The organism is Mesorhizobium sp. M2A.F.Ca.ET.043.05.1.1 (genome assembly GCF_003952445.1).
Classification (GTDB): Bacteria; Pseudomonadota; Alphaproteobacteria; order Rhizobiales; family Rhizobiaceae; genus Mesorhizobium.
In genome coordinates, this window is the sequence record NZ_CP034446.1 from 2,300,566 (window position 1) to 2,320,294 (window position 19,729).

A 19,729-nucleotide genomic window follows, 5' to 3' on the forward strand; every position below is an offset into this window, starting at 1 on the left:
GTGGCGAGGAGTAATCGGGATGGAAACCGTTTGAAACGACCGGATTTCATGGCCTTGGCGCTTGAAGAGGCCGAGGCGGCCGCCGGCCGCGGCGAAGTGCCGGTCGGCGCGGTGATCATCAGCGGCAACACGGTGGTCGCGAAAGCCGGCAACCGTACCCGCGAGCTTGCCGATCCGACGGCGCATGCCGAGATGCTGGTGATCCGCGAGGCCTGCCGGAAGCTCGCCAGCGAACGCCTCACCGGCCACGACCTTTATGTAACGCTGGAGCCCTGCGCGATGTGCGCCGGCGCCATCTCCTTCGCCAGGCTGCGGCGGCTCTATTTCGGCGCCGCCGACGAGAAAGGCGGCGCGGTGGTGAACGGCACGCGCTTCTTCGCGTCGCCCATCTGCCACCACGCGCCGGACATCTATCCGGGGATCGGCGAGAGCGCCGCCGCCCTTATCCTCAAGGACTTTTTCCGCGGGAAGCGAAATGGCGGTGAATGGTGAATGGTGAAGAAACTAGCGAGTAGCGAGTAGTGATCTATTCATTATTCACTATTCACAGCCCCAGCCAGTCGAACCAGCCGCCCTTCTTGCCTTCCGCCTGTGCCTTGAGGCGGCGCTCCTTCTTGTACTCGTCCTCGCCGAGTTCGTTCTGTGGCGCGGCATCGGAGGGCTGGCGATAGGCAAGCGGCGGCTCGCTCAGATATTTGCGGGTGGTCGGGTCGCCCTGCTTCTGCTCGGCAAGCCGGCGCTGGATCTCGGCGGTGCGCGTAGCGCTGGAATCATCGGGCGACCAGCGTGGCGGGTGGCTGGAGGCCGAGTCAGCCATCGCCTTCTTCACCGACGCGGGATCGGTCTGGACATCCTCGACGGCTTCCGGCTGGTAATTCGGGTCGTTCTGATGCGCGGTGGCGTCGGCGCGGATGCGGGCGCGGCGGGCCTCCGGCGATTCGGGCCACTCGGTGCTCGCCGTCTCGATGCTTTCCTGCGGCGGCGGCAGGCTTTCCTTCTGCCCCGGCGCGGGTTTCACCAGTTCAGGGCGCGGCTTGTAGTCGATCGGAGTGCGACGCTTCGGCGTGATCGAGGCAGCGCCCGAAACGTCGTCGAAGAGCTGCGCGGCCGCCGTCTTGTCGGTTCCGTAGGTCGGCGAGCTCATGCAGCCCGACAAGGCGATGGCCGATACCACAAGCGGCGCCACCAGCGCGGCGCGCGCGAACGTTCTGTCGGTCATGCAAAAAGTCCCACTCTAACTGCCTTTCGGTCGCCACCGGCCAAGGGCACGGTCCCCTTCTTCCCCGCACTTGCGACGGAAATCCGGCGACAATTTGTCTGCCGGAGTGTCGCGTGTTTACCTCAACCACTTGTTAAGGGCAACGCACGGGCGGATATGGGCCGCCCGGCGTGGTACTTTTGCACTTATTTGACCGGCGCATGTCGTTGATCCCAAAACCGCCGCACACTTTTGGGCGACATGCACTTGTTTGAAGAGTGCATGTCGTTAGCCCAAAACCGCCGCACACTTTTGGGCGACATGCACCTAGAGACGCCCGAGCGCCTTCAGCTCGTGCAGCACGGCCGCGTCGCGGGCCGAGACATCCGGGAATTCCGGGTCCTGCCCGACATCGGCGGTGTAGCGCCAGGAGCGCGCGCATTTGGTGAGGCCGCGATCCTCGGCTTTATCCACGACCACGGCCACACCCTTGACGTCGTCGAGCGTGAAAGCGCCCTCTGGCGCCTTGCCATGCTTGATGACGAGGTCGCTGGTGATCGCCATCTCGGCCATGTCGACATCGGCGATGGCCGCTTCCAGCGCGGCGTCGTCCAGCGTCACCACCGGCACGGCTTCCAGCGACGAGCCGATCAGCTTCTCGGCGCGCGCGATCTCCAGCGCGCCGGTGACGACGCGGCGCACCTGCCTCACCTTGCGCCATTTCTCGGCCAGCGCCTCGTTGCGCCAGTTCTGCGGGATCTCCGGGAACTGGTCGAGATGCACCGAGACCGCTTCCGGATGGCGGTCGAGCCAAGCTTCCTCGGTGGTGAAGGGCAGCATCGGCGCCAGCCATTTCACCAGGCATTCGAAGAGATGGCGCACCACCTGGACGGCCGCGCGGCGGCGCAGGCTCGACGGCCCGTCACAGTAAAGCGCGTCCTTGCGGATGTCGAAATAGAAGGCCGAAAGCTCGACCACCATGAAGTCGAGCAGCGCGCGGGTGATGCGCTTGAACTCGAACGCGTCGTAGCCCTGGCGCACCACTTCGTCCAACTCGGACAGCCGGTGCAGCATCAACCGCTCCAGCTCCGGCATCGTCTCCACCGGCACGTCCTTGCCGTCGTCATGGGCGAGCGTGCCCAGCATCCAGCGGATGGTGTTCCTGAGTTTGCGATAGGCGTCGATATTGGTCTGCAGCACGTTCTTGCCGAGTCGCTGGTCTTCCCAATAATCGGTCGTCACCACCCAGAGCCGCAGGATATCGGCGCCAGACTGCTTTATCACGTCCTGCGGCACCACCGTGTTGCCGAGCGATTTCGACATCTTGCGGCCTTCCTCATCCATGGTGAAGCCATGGGTGATGACCGCCTCATAAGGCGCCCTGCCCCTCGTGCCGCAGCTTTCGAGCAGCGAGGAATGGAACCAGCCGCGATGCTGGTCGGAGCCCTCGAGATAAACGTCGGCCGGCCATTTGAGGTCCGGACGGTCTTCCAGCGTGAAGACATGGGTCGAGCCGGAATCGAACCAGACGTCCAGGATGTCCATCACCTGGTGCCATTTCGAGGCATCGTGATTGCCGAGGAAACGTTCCTTGGCGCCGTCGGCGAACCAGGCGTCGGCGCCCTCCTTCTCGAAAGCCTCCATGATGCGCTGGTTGACGGCCTCATCCTTCAGCACATTGCCGTCCTCGTCGGCGAAGACGGCGATCGGCACGCCCCAGGCGCGCTGGCGCGAAAGCACCCAGTCCGGGCGCTCCTCGATCATGGCGCGGATGCGGTTCTGGCCGGCCGCCGGCACGAAACGGGTGTCGTCGATCGCCTTCAGCGCGCGGCTGCGCAGCGTCGTGCCGTCGCCGAGATCCTTGTCCATATAGACGAACCATTGCGGCGTGTTGCGGAAGATGACCGGCTTCTTCGAGCGCCAGGAATGCGGATAGCTGTGCTTCAGCCGGCCGCGCGCGAAGAGCGCATTGCGCTTGATCAGCTCGTCGATGACCGCCTGGTTGGCGTTGCCCTTCTTGCCGTTGTCGTCGATGACACGCGCGGCGCCGCCTTCGCGTCCCGGGCCGAAGCCCGGCGCGTCCTTGGTGAAGAAGCCGGCGTCGTCGACCGTGAACGGGATCGTGGTGTCGACGCCGCGTGCCCGAAGGTCGGCGGCCGCCTCCATCCACGCGTCGAAGTCCTCGCGGCCATGACCGGGCGCGGTGTGGACGAAGCCGGTACCCGCGTCATCGGTGACATGCTCGCCGGCAACCATCGGCACCGGGAACTCATAGCCGCCGCCGAGACCCTTGAAAGGATGCGAAAGCGTAAGCTTCCCAAGCTGTTCGGCCGGGACGCTGTGAAGCCTGTTCAACGTGACCTTGGCCTTGGCGGCGCAGTCCTCGGCCAAGGCATCGGCAAAGATCAGCTTCTCGCCGGGCTGCGGGCCGAAGGCGTTCTCGGCCGCCGTCACCTCATAGAGGCCATAGGCTATGCGCGGCGAATAGCTGACGGCACGGTTGCCGGGGATGGTCCAGGGCGTGGTCGTCCAGATGACGACATGCGCCTCGACCAGATCGAGCGCCGTGTCGTCCAGCGCCGGCGCCGCGCCGGCGACCGGCTGGGCGAGGCTCGCAACCGGAAACTTCACCCAGATCGTGTCGCTCTCATAATCCTGATACTCGACCTCGGCTTCGGCGAGCGCGGTGCGCTCGACCACGCTCCACATCACAGGCTTCGAGCCGCGGTAGAGCTGACCCGACATGGCGAATTTCAGCAGCTCGCCGGCGATGCGCGCCTCGGCATGGTAGGCCATGGTCGTATAGGGGTTGTCGAAATCGCCGATGACGCCCAGGCGCTGGAACTCTGAGCCCTGCACCTTGATCCAATCGGCCGCGAAGTCGCGGCATTCCCTGCGGAACTCGTTGACCGGCACCTCGTCCTTGTTCTTGCCCTTGGCGCGATACTGCTCCTCGATCTTCCACTCGATCGGCAGGCCGTGGCAGTCCCAACCCGGCACGTAGTTGGCGTCGTAGCCGCGCATCTGGAACGAGCGGTTGATGACGTCCTTGAGGATCTTATTCAGCGCATGGCCGATATGGATGTTGCCATTGGCGTAGGGCGGACCGTCGTGCAGCACGAATTTCTCGCGGCCGGCGGCCTCCTCGCGCAGCTTCCTGTAAAGGTCCATGTCCTGCCAGCGCTTGACCAGGCCGGGCTCCTTCTCAGGCAGGCCGGCGCGCATCGGGAAATCCGTCTGCGGCAGATAAAGTGTCTTGGAATAGTCGATCGTTTCAACAGCGTCGGTCATTGGGGTGTCGGTCATTGATCTGCCATCTGCGTTGCCCGGCGGCGGAAAGCCCGGGCGTTGAGGTCTTAGCTGACGCATATCGCTTTCCCAAAACCGGAGCCCACTTTTGGGCGATATGCGTTGATTTTCTTGAAAAAGCGCGAGGGGCGCGCGCGAAAACTCCCGGCGGCTCCAGCGGCGCTCAGGCCGCCCGGAACACCGGGCCCGTAATTCGTATCGCGATCGCGAAAAGGCGCGAAAAGCTCATCATGGCGTGGCTTTTAGCGGATGGCGCGGCAGGAATAAAGCGCGGAATTCAAGGCATGAAGCCGTTTCGCGGCCTACATGGTGAAATTAAAGCGGTAAGTGGTAGAGACACCGAAGGTCCATTGGTTGCGATCGCCGCGTTCCTTGACCAGGCTGGAATCGGCAGCCGGCCCCATCAGGCGCGAATATTCGGTGAAGACGCTGGCCGTCATCGGCTCGGTCACCTTCCAGGTGATCGCGCCGCCGAGGCCCGCCGATTTCACACCGCCGCCCGGATGGTATTCGCTCAGGCCCGAAGCAGCCGCTTCCTTGGCGTTGACGCCGTAATAGGCGTCGAAATAGTTGGATGACGCGAAGGAGACGCGCGGACCGCCGGAAATGCGGACCGTCGGCGTGATGTCATAGAAGGCGTCCGCCGCGATGTCGGCGACGAAGCCGTTATGGGAACGAATGCCGTGCCGCAATTCGGCCCGCGCCCTCACCCAATCCAGTGGATAGAATTCGAAGAAGCCGCCCACCTCACCGCCGAAGCGCACGGGATCGAGCCCCTTGAGCTCGTCCTCGCTGTCGCGCGAGAAAATGAACTTGCCGGTCAGGCCGGCGCGAACGGAACCGTCGTCGATAAGCGCCAGCGAGATGTTGTCGTTGCGCGAGGTGAAGCGCGCCTGCGGACCGACCTTGCCGAGCGAGATGATCGGCTGGGCGCTGAACATATATTTCTTGCCGCCCTCGAAGTTCGGCGCGACGAGGCCGGTGGCGCCGAGCGTCAGGTACCAGTCGCCGGATATCCAGCTGCCCTCGCCCGCCTGGGCGACAGACGCGGTGAACAGACCTATGGCGACGGCCAGCGGAATCGTCCCGACAATACGCATCGTCACCCCTTACGCGAAACGTGCCGGCAAGACCATTCGCCGACGCCCAAGCCATGCCGTGCGTTCGGTAAAATTTGACTTAAAATCGCAAAATCGGACTGAAAGGCAACTAGCCGACACGCCGGTTGCGGCGCAAGCTCTCTATCAGATCGCAGGCCGCTTCCAGTCCGCCGGTAAGCGTGTTTGACGAGCCGTAAGCAAGGGCCGCCTGATGCCATTGCATGCGTACTGCCGCGTCGCCGGCTTTCCGGACCGCCTGTCGCCAGATTTCGGGATCGTCGTGATTGGCCACAACCAGTCCCGCCCCGCTGGCTTCGACATATTTTGCATATCCGCAGGCGGCCGACGCGATGACCGGCAGGCCATTTGCGAGCGCCTCGAGAATCACCGTGCCGGTATTTTCCAGGCGCGCCGGGTGCAGCATGAAATCGCTCGCGACCACAACCGCCGGGATGTCCTCCTGGATGCCCAGCAGGGTGACCCGGCTCGACATGCCGGACTTGGCAATCAGGCTGCGAAGCCGGATTTCCTCCTCGCTATCTTTGCGAAGACCGGCCACCAGCCAGTGGATGTCCGGGAACGGCTGCAGGGCCTTCACCGCCCGGTCAAGACCCTTCACTTTCATTCTGTTGGCGATGCTCAAGGCAATGACGGCCTGGCGGGGAAGCCCGAACCGATCGCGGATTTCATTGCGGTCGCCGGCCAGCAACTCCGGCCGGCGACGTTTCGGATCGAGCGTCGGTCCGACAACATGGATCCGCGATTTCTCAGTTCGCCAGAAGTCGCGGTAAAGAGCTGCCTGGTGCTCGCTGAGCGCAATGACCTGCACGGCACCACCGGGGGCAAAAATCATCGATTCGAGTTTTTGCTGGCGAATGAAGCGAGGCGAAAACGGCCGCCACCAGCCGAGCTTCGAGGCAAAGTAGGGCGGGTCGCCGGCATAGTAGATGTCCAAGCCCGCCATCTTGTTGAAACCGACCACGCAGTCGAAATCCAGCCTGGCCGTCAGCAGCGTCTTTCCCAGCGCAAATTCGGTGCCCGGGTTGGAAAGAACCCGTGCCGGATGGACCTTTATCGTCGCCGAACTCTCGACATGACCGACCTGCCGCGTCGTCAGGATCGTCACGCTATGGCCGCGCGCGACCAGTCGGTCGCTGATATTCAGACAATCCCTCTGCAAACCCCCGTTCATAAAGAGGGCAGAGATTGCACAGCAGATTCTCATCACATGTTCCGGAGCGCCGCCCACCCCCAAGATCGACGGAGAGAGACTCCGGGTGCGCCCCAGACTTCCCCACTCAAACAAACACGCCGGGCGCTCAAATGTTGGTCGTGTCGAAAAGACGCATATGCTGTATATAGCGGCTTATCAAGAGACTTGGATGCTGTAGCGTTGAAGGCTTTCCAAAAAAAATCGACCGGATCGCGATTATGAAGAATCCATGCATTAATTGCGGCTGCCAAGCCGGCTTCGCCTGAAAGCTGCCATACCCGTGCCAAAGGCCCTGCGTGAATACAACTGGCGGCAATGGCTGAGAATGCAGCCGCTGACACATGCCATCAAGACCGCCCGTTACCGGAAGATCGACCGGAGGTTCCTGAGCCTGCCGGCCAAGGCTTGCGACATCCAGGGCACTCGCGAGGCCGCCCGGAGTCGCGATGTGCTGCTCACCATCGCCTTCGGCGATGCCGAATGCCTCGATCTGCAGGTGCGGCTGATCAGGGGACTTGTCCGTCACGACCTCCACATCGTGGCCGACAACAGCATCAGCGAAGCTGCCGCAGACGAGAACAGGCATGTATGCGCGGCCTACGGCACCTCCTATGTCAGGCTGCCGGCCAATCCATGGACCGTGAAAAACCCGAGCCGGTCCCATGCCGCGGCGCTCAACTGGATGTGGCACAATGTTCTGAAACACGCGGCACCAGCCGCGTTCGGATTTCTGGACCAGGATCTCTTCCCGACGCAGCCATGCGACCCCTTCGCGCCTCTTCAAGATGTGGCGTTCTACGGTGACCTGCGCCGAGCGGGCGCTCGCTGGTATTTGTGGGCGGGCTATTGTTTCTTCCGCTTCGACGCCGTCGCCCGCAAGCCTCTCGATTTCGGGCTCGACTGGTTCGCCGGCCTCGATACCGGCGGGGCCAACTGGGAGGTGCTCTATCGGGACGTGGACCCGAACGCGCTGCCGCAACGGCCGATAACGGCATTCGCCGCCTTGCCCGGAGTTGAACTCAGGCGGGCCTATTGCGAATGGCGGGGAAGCTGGCTGCACGAAGTCGGCCTCGACGGCGATCTCTCGTTGAAGGCGAAGAAGCGCGAGGCAGTTCTGCGCTTGCTGGAACCCACCCTTCAGGCCCAGCCCAGATCGGCGCGACAATGAGATTGGCAGTCGACACGGTGATCGAACTTTGCGATGGAACCTTGAATCCAGACCGCAAACATCCCGTACTCAAACTGGCCGATTCAATGGTCATTCGGTCACGCCCGATTATCGCAAGGACGTTCTGTTGCCGACAGTAAGTGTGATCATTCCGGTGAGAGACGGCGCGCCCTACATCGGCGAAGCCTTGCAGAGCATTCTGGACCAGGATCTGGCTGACATCGAAGTCATCGTCGTCGACGATGGCTCCTCGGACGACAGCGCCGCGATCGCGACGTCGCTCGGCGAGGGCGACGGCCGCGTCAAGGTCGTCGCCAATCGCGGCAAGGGCATCGTCGACGCGCTCAATATGGGAATCGCGCTCGCGCGGGCCCCTCTTGTGGCGCGCATGGATGGCGACGACATCTCGCTGCCCGACAGGTTGCGCCTGCAGGCGGCGCGCTTCGACGCGGATGCCGATCTGCAGTTGCTCGGCACGGCGGGATTGCGGATCGACCGGGACGGAAAACCGCTGAGGCCAATAGAGGTTCCCCTCGGCAACGAGCCCTTGCGGTCTGCCCTTGCCCGATACAATCCCATGCTTCATCCGACAGTGATGTTCCGGACCGACGCCGTCCGGCGCGTGGGCGGCTACCGTCGCGCATTCACCTATGCGGAGGACTACGATCTGTGGCTGCGGCTTTCCGAGGCGGGAAAGCTGGCCAATATGGATGCGCGGCTGGTCAAATTGCGCTCGCATCCAGGACAGGTGTCGCGCGTCAAGGAGGATCAGCAAAAGGCGGCCGCGGCGCTGGCCAGGCAGTCGGCGCTGTTGCGCCGCTCCCGCGCCGAGCCGTTCGACGCAAACGGCCAACCCACGGAGGCCATCGGAACCTTTCTGGCATGGCGCGCCGCCACTGGGGCCGGTATCTCGAGCCTGGAGAGACGCGACATCGAATTGCTGCTGCGAACGGCGGACATACCGTTTGCCACGAGCTGCAAGCTGCTGCTCCTCGCGGCTGTCGGCGCCCCCTCGTTCAGGACGCTCGCGCTCGGGCCTCGACTGGCTTGGCGCAGGATGATCGCGCGCCCTGCCAACATGCGGCCGAATTGATGCGGCCCGGCTGATGCGGCTTGTCGTCGATCTCACCAGCATGGCGCGCTGGCTCGGCCCTCCGGTCGGCCTGGTCCGCGTGCAACGGCATTACAGCGCGGCCGCGGCCGCGTTCACGGCCTCCGATGTGGCGTTCACGGTGTTCGACCCGGTCGACCGGGTCCTCAGGCAGGTCTCGCCGCAACTGGCGGCGGAAATCATCGCCGGGGACATCTCATGCGATATGCATTTTCATCCGGACCCTGCCCGCGTCAAGGTGCAGTTTTACGATCGATGGCCGAACTGGGCGCGGCAGGCGCTGATGGCGATCATAAGACCGCGCCGGATCCTGATAACGGAAATCGGCGCGTTCACCCGGCACAATCCGGACAGCAGTCTCGTTCCCTTGCTTGAGCGGATCGAAAACCGGCTGATGAAGCCCAACGAGCGGCGGCTGGTCGCTCGCGACGACGGTTCACGCGTCCGGATCGTGCCACTGCGGACGGTGGCCGGCAACAAATACGAGCCGGCGCCCGGCGACCATCTGCTGTTGATGAACAATGATTGGTCGCACACCGATATCGGGGTCATTTCGCGCGCGTGCCGCTCGGCAGGCGCAAGGCTGATCGTGCTGCTGAACGACATCATCCCGATCCAGTTTCCGGAATGGTACAAACCGCATGACGTCACGAGATTCACGGATTACGTGAATCTGGCGATCAGGCTGGCGGACCGGTTCATCCTGACGTCGAAGCGCGTCACCGCCGATATGGAGGAGCATGCCGCCGGGCTCGGCCTTCACCTGCCGGACCTGAAACTGGTCCCGCTCGGCTGCGACAGCGCGCGCAAATCGAAGGCGGACGGCTCCCTGCCGGACGGACTTGAGGCAGGTCGCTACATCCTGTTCGTTTCCACCATCGAACCGCGCAAGAACCATTCGTTGCTCATGGACGTGTGGCGGCGCCTCGTTCAGGACGGAACGGTCGCGCATAGCGGTATGAAGCTGGTTTTCGTCGGCCGCAGCGGCTGGATGGTCGATGGGGTCCTTGAGAAGCTTCACAGCCATCCCGACTACGGCCAGAGCCTTATCCATCTCGACAACGTCGATGATGGGACATTGTCCCTGCTCTACCAAGACAGCGCGTTCTGCGTCTACCCGTCGCTCTATGAGGGATATGGACTACCGCCCGTCGAGGCTCTGGCCTACGGAAAGGCGCTGATCGCCTCGACAGGCGGGGCCATCCCCGAAGTGGTTGGTCCATTCGGACTCTGCCTTGACCCACTCGATGTCGAAGGATGGGAAAAGGCCATGCGGGAATGGATCACCTCGCCTGAGGCCCGGACTTGCTATGAGGCGAAGGCAGGCGAATTCGTGGCGCGAAGCTGGGAGCTGGCTGGCCGGGAGACGCTGGAGGCCACCCTTGCGCCGTTCCCGGACGAGGTCGCGCCGGCGCGAGAACGAACGCCTTAGGCTCGGCCACAGCCAGCCTCCGCCGGTGTTGCTGGACGCACAATCCCTTTCGGTCTAGCTTCCTTTCACGCACGACCGGTGGTGAATTTTCGAGGGAGATGAACCATGACTTTGCCAAGCGACGCTCTCAGAGACGCAATCGGCCAGACGCGGGACAAATGGGGATGGTTCGTCGCGCTCGGCGTGCTGCTGCTGATCTTCGGCGGCATCGCATTCGGCAATCTGTTCATCGCCACCGTCGCCTCGGTGTATGTCGTCGGTTGGCTGATGCTGATGGCTGGCATCATCGAGATCATCCACGCCTTCGGGGTCAAGACCTGGGGACGCTTCTTCTACTGGCTGCTGAGCGGCCTGCTCTACGCCATCGCCGGTTTTTTCGCCTTCGACAACCCGCTGCTCGCCTCGGCGGTGCTGACGCTGCTGCTCGCCATCGCGCTCATCGCCTCCGGACTTTTGCGGTCCTGGGTAGCCTTCAGTCACCGGCCGGAGCAAGGCTGGGGATGGCTGCTCGCGGCCGGCATCATCACCATTCTGCTCGGCCTGATGATCGCCATGGGCTGGCCAGTCAACAGCCTTTGGGTGCTTGGCATCTTCCTGGCGATCGACCTGGTCTTCCAGGGCTGGAGTTTCATCGCCATCGGGCTGGCCCTGAAGCGGTAGAAGCAAGCGGCGATCGGGATCAGATTTCGCCGCTCTAATTGCGAGGGCGGGCGCATGCCCGCCGGCGCGCACTCGTCTTCGTTTAGGACAACGGCTTTTGGTTCGAGTCGTCTCGCATCCCGCCGACATGATCCAGCAGGCGCGCCTTGTATGTGAATTCTCCAACGTGTCCGATTTCCTCGTCGACAAGGGCGCAAATCTCGCCGTTGCAGAGCTCGGTCCATCTGTTGCAGAAGGAGAGATCCTCGGAAGTATAGCTGCTCTTCGTCGCGATCGGGTCGAAGAAGCCATAGTGCAGCGGCGCTGACCTGTCCGGCCTCCATTGACGAAGCTCTCCCGTGCCAACCATCTGCTCAAGAACTGTACGATGGACGAGCGTCAGCCCCATGCCCACGCCAGCGACCTGGCAAATACCGTTCAGAACGTGAAGCCGCGTTTGGTTGCCGACATTGACGACGAAGTCCTCGAGCGAAGATGAAAGCGGTCGCCGCTTGGGATAGACGCAGCCGATGATGGGCCGATCCAGTTGCAGCATCCGAAATACCGTCTGCGGCCTGAATTCCATATCGCTGTCAACGAACAGCAGGTGCGTGCGTTCAGGCTGCGACAGCGCAATCGAGGCCAAGTGATTTCGATTGGCCGCGATATCGGCGCTGTCACGGTATCTGATTTCGAAGAGGACGCCGCGAGCCGCGAAATTCGAACACAAAGCAACCAGGCTGACGGCGCACTGGACCTTCATATTGCCGCCATAACAGGCAATCGCGACGAGAATATTCGTCATGAGCATCTCCCGGCCTTCGCAGTAGAGCAGAATCGAGAAGAAGCCACAATTCCTGGTTCGACGCTTACCGGATCTGCCTCAAGGCCGAGAGGTCAGAACGCGATTTCGGCGTCCAGTTGCGAGAGCGGGCGCACGCCCGCCAGCAGCGCCCTCGCCTCTGCCTCGTCCGTTTTCATCTGCGCCACCAGCGCGTCGAGGCCGTCGAATTTGAGCTCCGGGCGCAGGAAGCCGAAGAACGACACCTCACAGCTCTCGCCATAGAGATCGCCGGAAAAATCGAAGACGTAGGTCTCGAGCAGCGGCGCGCCATTGTCGTCGACGGTCGGGCGGCGGCCGAAGCTGGCGACGCCGTCATGAAGCGTGCCGTCGGCACGGCGGAAGCGGACGGCGTAGATCCCCTCCCTGAGGGCGGCTTCCGGCGAAAGCCGCATGTTGGCGGTCGGGAAACCGAGCGTACGGCCAAGCTGCTGGCCGCCGATCACCTCGGCCTCGACGGTGAAACGATAGCCGAGCAGGCCGGCGGCCTCCTCCACCTTGCCTTCGGCGAGCAGTCCGCGGATGCGGCTCGACGAGACCACTTCGGCGCCTTCATCGCGGAAGGCGTCGACGAGCGTCACGCCAAAGCCATGCCGTTCTCCCGCCGCCATCAAGAAGGCCGGGCCGCCCTGGCGGTCCTTGCCGAAATGAAAGTCGAAGCCGGTAACGGCATGGTGGATGCCGAGATTCTTCTCCAGCACATCGGTCACGAAAGCCTCGGCGGAGAGCGAGGCGAAATCGCGCGTGAAGGGCTGCTCGACCAAGGCGGCGAAGCCAAGTCCGGCGAGCAGCCGCGCCTTCATCGGTGGCGGCGTCAGCACGAAGAGCGGCACCTGTGGCCGAAACACCTTGCGCGGATGCGGCTCGAAGGTGAGCACCAAGGCGGGCACGCCATTGCGGCCGGCCTCAGCCAGCGCGCGCTCCAGGACGGCCTGATGGCCGCGATGGACGCCGTCGAAATTGCCGATCGCCACGACGCCGCCGCGCAAATGCGCAGGCAGTGGCGCGGCTGTGGAAAGACGTTCGAAGGCTTGCGTCATGTCAAAGCGCCCGTCATGGCCAGACTATCAACCTATTGCAGGCGCGGAATGACGGCGACCGGCCGGTAGCCGTGCTTTTCGAGAAAGGCCGCCAGCCTTGCGGGATCGTCGCCATGCTCTCGCGCGTGGATGCCGCCGGAGACATAGAGCACGTCAAAGCCGTTGTCGGCCGCGCCCTTGACATCGGTCATCATGCCGTCGCCGATGGCGAGAACCTCGCTTCGCTCGACGGCGCGGCCGAGCAATCCGGCGACCTCCTTCATCGCGACATGGTAGATCGGCGCGAAGGGCTTGCCGGCAATCAGCGTACGGCCGCCCAGTTGCGCGTAATCCCGCGCGAGCGCACCGGCGCACCAGATGGTCCGCTCGCCGCGCTCCACCAGGATATCGGGATTGGCGCAAATGAAAGGCAGGTTGCGGGCGCGCAGCCGCTGCAGCAGTTCGGCATAATCGGCGGGCTTCTCAACCTCGTCGTCATAGAGACCGGTGCAGACGACACCCGAGGCCTCGATTTCCTCGACAAGATCGACATCGAGTCCGTCATAGAGCGTGAAATCGCGTTCCGGCCCGATATGGAAGATCCGCCTTGGGCCGTCGGCGATCAGGTCGCGCGTCACGTCGCCGGAAGTAACGACCCGGTCACAGGCGTCGGCGGGAACACCGATCACTTTCATCTGGGCAACGACGTCGGCGCTGCGGCGTGGCGAATTGGTGATCAGCACGACAGGCACATTGGCCGCGCGTGCCCGGGCAAGCGCGGCGGCGGCGGCCGGAAAATGCCATTCGCCATTGTGCACGACGCCCCATACGTCGCACAGTATGGCCGCGTAGCGCCTCGCAAGGGCGTCGAGCGAGGTGATGATGTCAGGCGTATCCGCCATGCCGTGTCCCTGATTTCGATTGCTGGCAGGCCGCGACAGACTGTCGGCCACGGACGGTCCCGAATAACCGAAGCGTGTGATCCTGTCACGAGCTTTCCAGATCACCACAGGCCGGGCCTCGATCTCGCCCGCCTCGGAAGCCCAGGGTTAACCCGGCGTCAAAAAGGCGGTGCGTTCTTGATGGTTTCGCGCAAGCTGAAATTTAACGATTTATGACCATGGTACGACAGCAACTGCGACCATGGTCGTATCTCGGCATGGATCCTTGGCGGGGGTAAATACAATGATCCGCGATTTTTTTCGCGACAGGCGGGGTAACTACGCCTTGATGACGGTCATCACCATGATACCGCTGATGGGCGCCGTGGCGATCGCCGTCGACTACACCGAGTTGGTCAGGCAGAAGCAGGAAACGCTGAACGCGCTCGACGCGGCGGGCATCGCAACGGCACAGCAGATCGTCGCCGGCGCCAGCGACGCCGACGCGAAGGCCTATGCCAAGACGTTCTTCGAAGCCAACCTCAGGCACGTCCTTCCGGCGAACACGGCGCTGACGGTGACTTTGCCGAACAACAATGCGGGCGGCGGCACGCTGGTGCTCGAGGCCGCCCTGAAGTACCAGCCTTACTTCCTGCCGGCCGCGGTCGCATTGCTTGGTGGAACCTCGGGCGATACCTCCGTCAGCTTGTCGGCCAGATCCGAAATCCGCCTAAAGAACACGCTTGAAGTGGCGCTGGTGCTCGATAATTCCGGCTCGATGAGTCTGAACGGCTCAGGTACCGGCCAACAACGAATCGAACTTCTCAAGACCGCCGCTACCGAATTGGTGACCATGCTAGCTGGACAGGCCGATTTAATGCGGCAGGTCAGCAAACCCGTGCAGTTCTCGCTGGTCCCGTTCTCCGCCTCGGTCAATGTCGGCCCGTCCAACAAGAACAAGAGTTGGATGGACCAGGATGGCGTTTCGCCCATCCATCATGAGGATTTCGATTGGTCACAGATGTACAAGAACGCGCCGGGTTATGATCCGAACAAGTACATCGAGAAAGTCGGCGATAGCTATTACAAGCGCGGCAGCGGCTGGGACGCAAGCCAAAATGCGAAAGCAACGCGCTTCAGTCTTTACGATGATATCATGGCCACTACACGAACCTGCTCTAAAAAGAACAGCAACGGCTCATGCCAGACATACACTTACACGACTGCTCCCTATGAGGCTTGGAGAGGTTGCGTAGAGGCACGGCCCTACCCCTACAATGTTGACGACACGACTCCGTCGTCGGGGACTCCCGCGACGCTTTTCGTCCCCATGTTCGCGCCCGACGAAGCAGGTAATTTGTGGACCGACAGCACGCGCACAAGCACGAGCTCCTGGGGCTACAGCAACAACTGGTGGATAGATTCGAACGATGGTCTAACGGTGACTAAACGCCAAGCGGATATGCGGAAATATTTCCTAACCAAACCGTACAACGCTTCGACCGTATCGGCAGACGACGGCCCCAACGCCGGTTGCACGACGAGCCCGATCACACCCTTGCAGGATGTAACGACAACTGCCGGCAAGCAGACAATCCTCAGCGCCATAGATGCGATGACACCTACCGGCAACACCAACGTGCCAGAGGGACTCGCGTGGGGCTGGAGGACTCTCTCCAGCAATGAACCTTTCACCGAGGGCCGAGATAACAACGAGAGAGGCAACGACAAGGTTGTCATCGTGCTCACGGACGGCGCCAATACTTATAGCTCCGTCAACGATGGCAGCTACGCCAAGAACAGATCAACCTATGCCGCTTATGGATATACAGGACTGGCATATCCCGGTTCGGGCTCGGTGACCCGCATGTTCATGAACACCAGCTCAGCCGTCGGCAAAAGCACCTATACGGACGCCAACTATACCGCCGCTCTCGACGAGCAGATGCAAACGCTGTGCGCCAACGCCAAGGCCAACAACATCATCGTCATGACGGTTTCTCTCGATCTCAGCAATCAAAAAACGGCCGAGAAAAAGGCAATCTCCGCGCTCACCGCCTGCGCGTCGGACTCGCGCTTCCGCAGGGATCCAACCGACCCCAGCAAGCCCGCGAAGCTGTTCTGGAACTCGACCGGCGCCACGCTGTCGGACGACTTCAAGGCGATCGGCAGCGAATTGTCGAACCTGCGCATCGTCAGTTGAGCACAATAAGCGGGGCCGCTCGAGCAAAATGCGCAAATTCTGGCATCAATTCTGCCGTGACCGCCGCGGCAACTATGCCCTCGTGACGGCAGTCGCCATGGTTCCGCTGATGGGGGCCCTGGCGGTGGGGGTCGACTTCACCGAGCTCAACCGCGAGAAGCAGATGGTGCTCGACGCGCTCGACTCGGCCAATTTCGCCTCCGCGGTGCGCCTTTCGCAGGGCGCGTCGGACGACGAGATCAAGGCCTATGCGGCTGCCTTCCTGAATTCCAATCTCAACGCCATCGATCCCGCCAACATTTCGCTCGATGTCACGCTGCCGAGCAGCCAGACCGGCGGCGGCTTGATGAAGCTTTGCGCGACGCTCACCTATCATCCCTATTTCCATCCGGCGGCGGCGCTGCTCAGCGGCGCATCAGACGGCGACGCACATAAGCCGATCCAGGTCGAGATGTGTTCCCAGGTGCGGCTGAAGAACACGCTGGAAGTGGCGATGGTGCTCGACAATTCGGGCTCCATGACAACGCCCGGCACCGGTTCGGGGCAAAAGCGCATCGACCTGCTCAAGCAGGCCGCCAAGCAGCTCGTCGACACGCTGGCGCAGCAGGCAGCGCAGATCAAGCAGATCGACAAGCCGGTGCAGTTCAGCCTCGTGCCATTCGCGGCCTCGGTCAATGTCGGGCCGAGCAACGACAACGCCCCCTGGATGGACACCTACGGGCTGTCGCCGATCGCCAACGAGAATTTCGACTGGTCGACGCTAAACGCCCCCGACAAATACGCTCAGAAAATCAACGGCATCTGGTATAAAAAAGGCACCGGCTGGGGTCCGGCGGAAGGCCAGATACTGACCCGATTCGAGCTCTATCGGGATATGAAGGTCGTCACCAGCCACGAACGCATCGCCGGCAGCAAGCGGGTCGTCTGCGACAAGTACCGATCCAATCATACTTGTTCCGATAGCCACGACGAATACGACTACAACGACACCTATGGCCCGTTCGCCAGTTGGCAGGGTTGCGTGGAAGTGCGGCCATATCCCTACAATGTAGACGACACGCCAGCCTCCGGCGGCCCCAACAACACCGGCATCGGCGTCGGAGATCCGGCGACCATGTTCGTGCCGATGTTCGCGCCGGACGAACCCGGCAACCATTGGAAGGTGACGCAGGATCCGGACGAGCCGAACCCGGTCACCTACGGCGCCGTCAACAGCTGGTGGAACGACGACCCGTCGAGCACCACCGGCAAGACCAGGCAGTCGAACATGGCCAAGTATTTCATGCCGCGGCCGATCGATGCGCCAGTGCTGTCGAAGGGCGCGGGCCCGAACTACAGCTGCACCACCACGCCGATCACACCGCTCACCGATGTGACCCAGACCGATGGGCTCGCAGCCATCAAGGCGGCGATCGACCTGATGCAGCCCAACGGCAACACGAATGTGCCCGAAGGCATGGCCTGGGGCTGGCGCACCGTCTCCAGCGCCCCGCCTTTCACCGAGGGGAGGCCGGAGACCGAGCGCGGCAACGACAAGGTGGTCATCGTGCTCACCGACGGCGAGAACACCTATTCGACGGTCAGCTCGGACCCGGCCGGCAACAAGTCGACCTATGCCGCCTATGGCTATACCGGCGTCGGCTATAACGGCACCTCGGTCACCCGTCTGTTCGGCGGCACGTCGAGCGCGATCGGCCAGTTCAACTATTCGTCGAGCAACTACACCGCGGCGATGAACGAGCAAATGGCGAAGCTGTGCGACAATGCCAAGGCCGGCAATATAATGGTGATGACGGTGGCGCTCGACATGTCCTCGACCAGCTCCAGCGACCAGAAGGCCATGGCGGCGCTGAAAGCATGCTCTTCCGACTCCCGCTTCCGCAAGGATCCGACCGATCCCAGCAAACCGGCAAAACTGTTCTGGAACGCAACGGGGGCGACGCTGTCCGACAACTTCAAGGAGATCGCCAACGAGTTGTCGAACCTGCGCGTGGTCGGGTAAGGCGCGCTGGCGTAAAGGGCAATCCCATCAAGCCCTTGCGACGTTTGACGAAGCGGCGCACATCTCGGGAACTTTCCGGAGATCCCGATGCCTGACGCCGCCAACCACCTCACCTTCGCGCTGATCTGCCTGGGCATGGTGCTCACACCCGGCCCGAACATGATCTACCTCATCTCGCGCTCGCTGTCGCAAGGGCCGAAGGCGGGGCTGATCTCGCTCGGCGGCGTGGCGCTGGGCTTCCTGTTCTACGTGATCTCGGCGGCCTTCGGCATCACCGCGCTGATCTTCGCCGTGCCTTTTGCCTACGACGCGCTGCGCTTCGCCGGCGCGCTCTATCTGTTGTGGCTCGCCTGGCAAGCGCTCAAGCCCGGCGGACGCTCGCCCTTCCAGGTCCGCGAATTGCCAAGGGACAGGCCGCGCAAGCTTTTCGTCATGGGGCTGATGACCAACCTGCTCAACCCGAAGGTCGCGGTGCTCTATCTGTCGCTGCTGCCGCAGTTCATCAATCCGGCCAAGGGCCATGTTCTGTCGCAGCTTTTGGTGCTTGGCGTGACGCAGATCTCGACCAGCCTCACCGTCAACGCCATCATCGCGGTGACCGCCGGCTCGATCGCGAATTTCCTTGCCGGCCGACCGTTCTGGCTGGTCGTCCAGCGCTGGATGATGGGCACGGTGCTGACGGCGCTGGCGCTCAAGATGGCGACCGAGGCGCAGCGTTGAGGTCAACCCCCGAGAGTTTGCTCAAGAAAGACCTGAACGTCGCTTACCGATTTTTCGGCCGCAGCCGCATTGTACTCCATCGTGTACCCATAGTGCTCGCTGCCAGTCTTGAGTCCTGGGGAGTCAAATGCATGACGGGCGCCCTTGAACACCTCAAGCTGCACGGCGCTTCCCTTGCCGTTGCTACCTGCCACCATCTCCTGGCATTTTTTGGCGGAAAACGCATCGTCAAGCTCTCCGATCAGGATCAAGGTCGGAACTGCCATGCCACCATTTAAACCCGAGCAATCGGGGTAGTAGGCTATCGCTGCCTTGAACTTACGCTCCATCAGCTCCTCGGCTCCGCCAAGTTGCACGGCCTCCAATGCAGCGTTCCCGCCAGCGGAGAATCCGATCAATGCTATGCGCCGCGGGTCGACAAAACTATACTTAGACAGGAAGCCAAGAGCGCCGTAGGCGTCACCGACGCGATCAACAAAGTGGAGGCGATCACAGGTTTCTTTTATGCCGCGCAAGCTGAAGCTGTCGACAACGAGGACGACGTAACCCCACGAAGAAAGCCGCTCGGGCCAGGTTTTCTTCGAACTTCCAGACACCCCCGAACAACCAGGGAGAGCCACGACAGCCGGGAACGGCGCATTACCCGGTGGTCGCGTCAGATACGCATTCAACAGCTGGCCGTGGACAGCTTGGAGTGCCTTCCCGTTTTGTTGGGCGATGCGCTGCTGAAACGGAGTCGGCTTCGCAACCGCGCTCTCGAACTGAACCAACTCGTCAGCTCTGGCCTGCGCAACGCAAACCCCGCCGACAAGACAGCAGGCAGCCGCACGGGCGGCTCCTTTGAGCCATCCCAGAAATTTGCCCAGTGTGCTCTCTCTGGGCTTCGGCACGTT

The 19,729-nt window shown here is 62.5% G+C and carries 16 protein-coding genes; 8 read left to right on the top strand and 8 right to left on the bottom strand.

The window, feature by feature from the left end:
• Positions 1-30 precede the first annotated feature (30 nt).
• Positions 31-492 carry a nucleoside deaminase gene (locus EJ069_RS11120; protein ID WP_126061319.1) on the top strand — a complete coding sequence of 154 codons (462 nt, stop codon included), beginning with the start codon at positions 31-33 and terminating at the stop codon, positions 490-492.
• Between the two features lie 52 nt (positions 493-544).
• Here the strand turns inward: EJ069_RS11120 and EJ069_RS11125 are convergent, their stop codons facing one another.
• From EJ069_RS11125 to EJ069_RS11140, 4 genes are all read right to left on the bottom strand, one after another.
• On the bottom strand, positions 545-1,219 hold the full coding sequence (locus EJ069_RS11125) for a hypothetical protein (RefSeq protein ID WP_126061320.1): 675 nt from the start codon (positions 1,217-1,219) through the stop codon (positions 545-547).
• A gap of 306 nt (positions 1,220-1,525) precedes the next feature.
• Positions 1,526-4,489, bottom strand: a complete 2,964-nt coding sequence (gene ileS, locus EJ069_RS11130) for an isoleucine--tRNA ligase (protein WP_126061321.1) — start codon at positions 4,487-4,489, stop codon at positions 1,526-1,528.
• A gap of 320 nt (positions 4,490-4,809) precedes the next feature.
• On the bottom strand, positions 4,810-5,607 hold the full coding sequence (locus EJ069_RS11135; RefSeq protein ID WP_126061322.1) for a MipA/OmpV family protein: 798 nt from the start codon (positions 5,605-5,607) through the stop codon (positions 4,810-4,812).
• A gap of 109 nt (positions 5,608-5,716) precedes the next feature.
• Positions 5,717-6,832: a glycosyltransferase family 4 protein gene (locus tag EJ069_RS11140; protein WP_126061323.1), complete on the bottom strand. Its 1,116-nt coding sequence runs from the start codon at positions 6,830-6,832 to the stop codon at positions 5,717-5,719.
• Between the two features lie 313 nt (positions 6,833-7,145).
• On the opposite strand from EJ069_RS11140, the gene EJ069_RS11145 reads away from it, so the two are divergent.
• The 4 genes from EJ069_RS11145 (at position 7,146) to EJ069_RS11160 (ending at position 11,191) form a co-directional block, all read left to right on the top strand.
• Entirely contained in the window at positions 7,146-7,988 is an 843-nt protein-coding gene (locus tag EJ069_RS11145; protein ID WP_126061324.1) for a hypothetical protein, read from the top strand.
• A gap of 142 nt (positions 7,989-8,130) precedes the next feature.
• Positions 8,131-9,081: a glycosyltransferase gene (locus tag EJ069_RS11150; protein ID WP_189476286.1), complete on the top strand. Its 951-nt coding sequence runs from the start codon at positions 8,131-8,133 to the stop codon at positions 9,079-9,081.
• A gap of 13 nt (positions 9,082-9,094) precedes the next feature.
• Positions 9,095-10,531 (top strand): glycosyltransferase family 1 protein, encoded by a 1,437-nt coding sequence (locus tag EJ069_RS11155; protein WP_126061326.1) that lies wholly within the window; start codon positions 9,095-9,097, stop codon positions 10,529-10,531.
• Between the two features lie 105 nt (positions 10,532-10,636).
• Positions 10,637-11,191 (top strand): HdeD family acid-resistance protein, encoded by a 555-nt coding sequence (locus EJ069_RS11160; RefSeq protein WP_126061327.1) that lies wholly within the window; start codon positions 10,637-10,639, stop codon positions 11,189-11,191.
• 82 nt (positions 11,192-11,273) lie between these two features.
• Here EJ069_RS11160 and EJ069_RS11165 read toward each other — a convergent pair whose 3' ends face one another.
• The 3 genes from EJ069_RS11165 to EJ069_RS11175 all read right to left on the bottom strand — a co-directional run bounded on the left by EJ069_RS11165 (position 11,274) and on the right by EJ069_RS11175 (position 13,932).
• Entirely contained in the window at positions 11,274-11,975 is a 702-nt protein-coding gene (locus tag EJ069_RS11165; protein ID WP_126061328.1) for a hypothetical protein, read from the bottom strand.
• A gap of 92 nt (positions 11,976-12,067) precedes the next feature.
• Complete coding sequence (locus tag EJ069_RS11170; RefSeq protein ID WP_126061329.1) at positions 12,068-13,051, bottom strand: bifunctional riboflavin kinase/FAD synthetase; 984 nt, start codon at positions 13,049-13,051, stop codon at positions 12,068-12,070.
• A gap of 32 nt (positions 13,052-13,083) precedes the next feature.
• Positions 13,084-13,932, bottom strand: a complete 849-nt coding sequence (locus EJ069_RS11175) for a TIGR01459 family HAD-type hydrolase (protein WP_126061330.1) — start codon at positions 13,930-13,932, stop codon at positions 13,084-13,086.
• Between the two features lie 283 nt (positions 13,933-14,215).
• Between EJ069_RS11175 and EJ069_RS11180 the strand changes: the two genes are divergently transcribed.
• The 3 genes from EJ069_RS11180 (at position 14,216) to EJ069_RS11190 (ending at position 18,836) form a co-directional block, all read left to right on the top strand.
• Positions 14,216-16,114: a TadE/TadG family type IV pilus assembly protein gene (locus tag EJ069_RS11180; protein WP_126061331.1), complete on the top strand. Its 1,899-nt coding sequence runs from the start codon at positions 14,216-14,218 to the stop codon at positions 16,112-16,114.
• Between the two features lie 28 nt (positions 16,115-16,142).
• Positions 16,143-18,116 (top strand): pilus assembly protein, encoded by a 1,974-nt coding sequence (locus tag EJ069_RS11185; protein ID WP_126061332.1) that lies wholly within the window; start codon positions 16,143-16,145, stop codon positions 18,114-18,116.
• An 87-nt stretch (positions 18,117-18,203) separates the two neighbouring features.
• Positions 18,204-18,836, top strand: a complete 633-nt coding sequence (locus EJ069_RS11190) for a LysE family translocator (protein ID WP_126061333.1) — start codon at positions 18,204-18,206, stop codon at positions 18,834-18,836.
• Between the two features lie 2 nt (positions 18,837-18,838).
• On the opposite strand, the gene EJ069_RS11195 is transcribed toward EJ069_RS11190, so the two are convergent.
• On the bottom strand, positions 18,839-19,726 hold the full coding sequence (locus EJ069_RS11195) for a dienelactone hydrolase family protein (RefSeq protein ID WP_245456502.1): 888 nt from the start codon (positions 19,724-19,726) through the stop codon (positions 18,839-18,841).
• Positions 19,727-19,729: the final 3 nt, after the last annotated feature.